Below are 3,730 nucleotides of genomic sequence, written 5' to 3'. Positions count from 1 at the left end.
AGGCCACCACGGGACTGGACCCCGCGGCGACGTCGGCGGTGCTCAAAGCCATTGACCACCTGACCGTGGATCGCACGACCGTGGCCATCACCCATGACGCGCATCTGGCCCTGGACGCGGATCGCGTGCTGTGGATCGAGAACGGAAATATTGAGCTGGACGGCACCCCCGCCGAACTCATGACGGAACATTCTGGCCGGTTCGCCGCGTGGGCCAAGACCCAGCGCAACGCAACGGAGGTCTCATGAGCCAGGCACTGAGAACACCGGTGCTCAACGCGCTGTACGCCCTGCCGGGTTCGGAATCGGACGTTCGTTGCATTGCAACATTGATGTCTAAAACGGGCATGACGCGGCCGGTGATCGAGCACTTGCGCTTCAAGCCGGAGACCTCCGCGGTGGCGCGGATCGTCGACGCCGCTCGCGCCGATTCCGGGGCCGCAAGCCAGCCCTGGTGGTTCGCCGCGTACGCCCCGAGCGAGACGAACAAGGCCGGGAAGCTGCTTAAACGCTCTGACCGGACCGGGTACCCGCTGTTCACCGCACCACTTCCGGACGATCCGCGCACCAGCGTGTTCTGCGGGCCGATCGGTCTGGACCGAATGTTGTTCAAGGCGCTCGCCGAGATCAAAACGGTGGACCCGCGCGGACATGTTGACGGGGCCGTACTCAGTTACAACCCGTGGCGACGCGTGGTCTTCAAGCGCACCGATGGGGACGGCCAGTCCAGCGTGGTGCGAGTCTGGGCCGATCCGCCTGCCACGGCACCGTTCCTTTCAGCGTTGCATCAACTGGGTGCGCCCGTGCTACCGGTCACGGGGATGACCCAGCACAGCATTGAGCAGCCGTGGATCACCGGGGGCGACCTCACGGAGCGGCCAGCCTCGGATGCCGTGACGGATGGGACGTTGTTGCCGGCGCTCGCGGAAGCGGTTGCACGCCTGCACAGCATCGACCCAGCTGACGTGGTTTCGGTGACGCAGGACGCACTGCACTCGGGGATGCCCGGAGCGCGCGCTCAGAAGCTGGCCGTGCCCGAGGCGAACCCGGTGGCCGCGTTGCAGGGTGCGGCCAATGGGCTGACGTGTTTCCTGGCGGATCTGCGGGGGCAGTTCGAGGCCGTGTCCGATGACGTGTTGCGGGCCATCGCCGAGAACCCTGGTGCCGCCGTGCTCTCTCACGGGGACCTTTCCGCAGATCAGGTGGTGTTTGGGGAAAACGGTGCGCCGCTTCTCATCGACTTCGACCGGATGAAGATGGCACCCATCGGTTACGACCTGGGTGGGTTCGCCGCGGTGGAGTTGCTCAGCGGCCGCAATCCGGTCACTGTGGTTGCCCTCGCCGAGGCGTACCGTCAGGTACCCGCCGTCGGGGTGGTCACGGACGAGTCCGTGTGCGCGTGGACCGCATTCCACGTTCTTCTTCGCGTGACCGACACGTTCCGCAATCTGGATCCGGATTGCGTCCAGCACGCGCGGCAACGCATTGATCTGGCGCGCGCCGTGCTGCGGGGAGAGGTGGAATGACATGACGGGGATCGTGCCCCAGCGGGCGGAGCACTCCGCGTCTCCCCTGCAATTCGACATCAACGGTGAACGCCTGGTCGTGCGTCGTTCGTGGCCGGGGAAAGATGGGGAAAGGATCTACGAATGCCGCGATTCGCTCCAGCGGATCCGCGCGGTCGTGGAGGTTCCTGAGTTCGGCGTGAAACTGACGCCGTACGCCAAGGACCGCAAATTACCGTCCCTGCAACCCGGTGGCGAACTCATTGTTCATCGGGCGGGCAAGCGCGCCGTCGATTGCACCTCGCGGGGATTCGTGAAGCACCTGCGGGCGGGAAAATCCGCCGACGTCGCCGCGGCCACCACCACGATGGGTGTGCTCGCCGAGGGAGCGGGGTTCTCGGTACCGCGGGTTCTGGAGACCACCGAGCATTCGGTCACGTTGAGTACGGTGCCGGGCCGGCCCCTGATGGAGCTGGAGCAGGAGTGCTGGGCGCTCGCGTGGGACGAGTGGCAGGCCGCCTGGTCACGCATGGTGCTGAGCGACGTCGGCGGGGCCGATGACTGGCAAACGCATGACGCCGCGGCCGAAGCGGGCGTGGTCGGTACATGGCTCGCCAACCTGCGCGAGCACGACCCCGGTGAACTGGCCGGTCGTTTTGCCGACCGTTTGACCGAGGTCGAGGGCGGGGTCCACGAGGCTCTCCTGAGCCTGGACGAACGGACACAGGGAACTGCACGTAACGAACTGGTGCCCGCGCATCGCGATCTCCATGACGGACAAATGCTGTTCGACTGCGCCAACCGGCGCATGGGAGTGCTCGATTTCGACACCGCAGTGCTGGCCGATCGTGAACTGGACCTGGCAAATCTCGAGGTGCACATCGACCTGCGCGTGATGCAGGGGTTGCTCAGCGAGGACATGGCACTCCTCGCGAGGATCGCGATCGCCGAGGCGTCCCGAGTGGTGGGGGCCGATGCGCGGCGGATGGCGGTTTACCGGGAGGCAACCCGCGCGCGGTTGGTGTGCGTCTATGCGTTCAGGCCGCAGTGGGTGCCGGTGGCCGAACGGTTACTGGATCAGCTGGGCTGAGGCGTTCCATGAGTGTCCGTGGGCGGCGGTAGACTGTCCTACCGTGGCTCTTACTATTGGAATTGTCGGTCTTCCCAACGTCGGTAAATCAACGCTGTTCAACGCGCTCACGCGGAACACGGTGCTCGCCGCGAACTATCCGTTCGCGACCATCGAGCCGAACATTGGTGTGGTGAACCTGCCGGACCCGCGCTTGAACGCGCTCGCCGAGATCTTCGGCTCGGAGCGCATTCTGCCCGCGACCGTGTCCTTCGTGGACATTGCGGGCATTGTGAAGGGCGCGTCCGAGGGTGAAGGTTTGGGCAACCAGTTCCTGGCCAACATCCGTGAAGCGCACGCGATCGCCCAGGTGGTGCGCGCGTTCGACGACCCGGACGTGATCCACGTGGACGGCAAGATCGACCCCGCCTCCGACATGGAGACCATCAACACCGAGCTGGTGTTAGCTGACCTGCAGACCATGGAGAACGCGATTCCGCGCCTGGAGAAGCAGGTCAAGATCAAGAAGGGTTCTCCCGAGCAGCTGGCCGCGTACCAAGCCGCGCAGAAGGTGCTCGAGGAAGGCCGCACGATTTTCGAGGCCGCCGGTCCCGAGAAGCTGGAACTCGATCAGTTGCGTGAGCTGAACCTGCTGACCGCCAAGCCGTTCATTTACGTGTTCAACGCTGATGAGGGAGTACTGGATTCGCCGGAACGCCAGCAGGAACTGGTCGATCTGGTCGCGCCGGCCCAGGCCGTGTTCCTGGACGCGAAGCTCGAGTCCGACCTCGTGGAGCTGTCCGATGAGGAAGCCCGCGAGATGCTGGAAATGTCCGGCCAGGACGAATCCGGCCTGGACAAGCTGGCCCGCACCGGTTTCCAGACCCTCGGCCTGCAGACCTACCTCACTGCAGGCCCCAAGGAATCTCGGGCCTGGACCATCAACAAGGGCGACACCGCGCCCAAGGCCGCCGGTGTGATCCACACGGACTTCGAGCGGGGCTTCATCAAGGCCGAAGTCGTGTCCTTCGACGACCTGGTGGCCGCCGGATCCATGGCTGACGCCAAGGCTGCGGGCAAGGTCCGTATTGAGGGCAAGGACTACGTGATGGCGGATGGGGATGTAGTGGAATTCCGGTTTAACGTATAAAAGCAGT

3 protein-coding genes and 1 pseudogene are annotated in these 3,730 nt (G+C 64.8%); all 4 read left to right on the top strand.

Annotated elements, in window-relative coordinates:
- Positions 1 to 248, top strand: a pseudogene (locus tag Q4E95_RS11800) (ABC transporter ATP-binding protein); the annotation flags it as partial.
- Positions 245 to 1,525 carry an aminoglycoside phosphotransferase family protein gene (locus tag Q4E95_RS11795; protein WP_303383491.1) on the top strand — a complete coding sequence of 427 codons (1,281 nt, stop codon included), beginning with the start codon at positions 245 to 247 and terminating at the stop codon, positions 1,523 to 1,525. The pseudogene Q4E95_RS11800 and the gene Q4E95_RS11795, both read left to right, overlap by 4 nt.
- A 1-nt stretch (position 1,526) precedes the next feature.
- Positions 1,527 to 2,594, top strand: coding sequence for a phosphotransferase (locus Q4E95_RS11790; RefSeq protein WP_303383490.1), 1,068 nt, complete (start codon positions 1,527 to 1,529; stop codon positions 2,592 to 2,594).
- Positions 2,595 to 2,637: 43 nt separating this feature from the next.
- Positions 2,638 to 3,723: a redox-regulated ATPase YchF gene (gene ychF / locus Q4E95_RS11785; protein ID WP_303383489.1), complete on the top strand. Its 1,086-nt coding sequence runs from the start codon at positions 2,638 to 2,640 to the stop codon at positions 3,721 to 3,723.
- Positions 3,724 to 3,730: the final 7 nt, after the last annotated feature.

This window comes from Kocuria sp., from assembly GCF_030536815.1.
GTDB lineage: Bacteria > Actinomycetota > Actinomycetes > Actinomycetales > Micrococcaceae > Kocuria > Kocuria gwangalliensis.
This window is presented reverse-complemented; position numbering and strand designations above follow the sequence as displayed.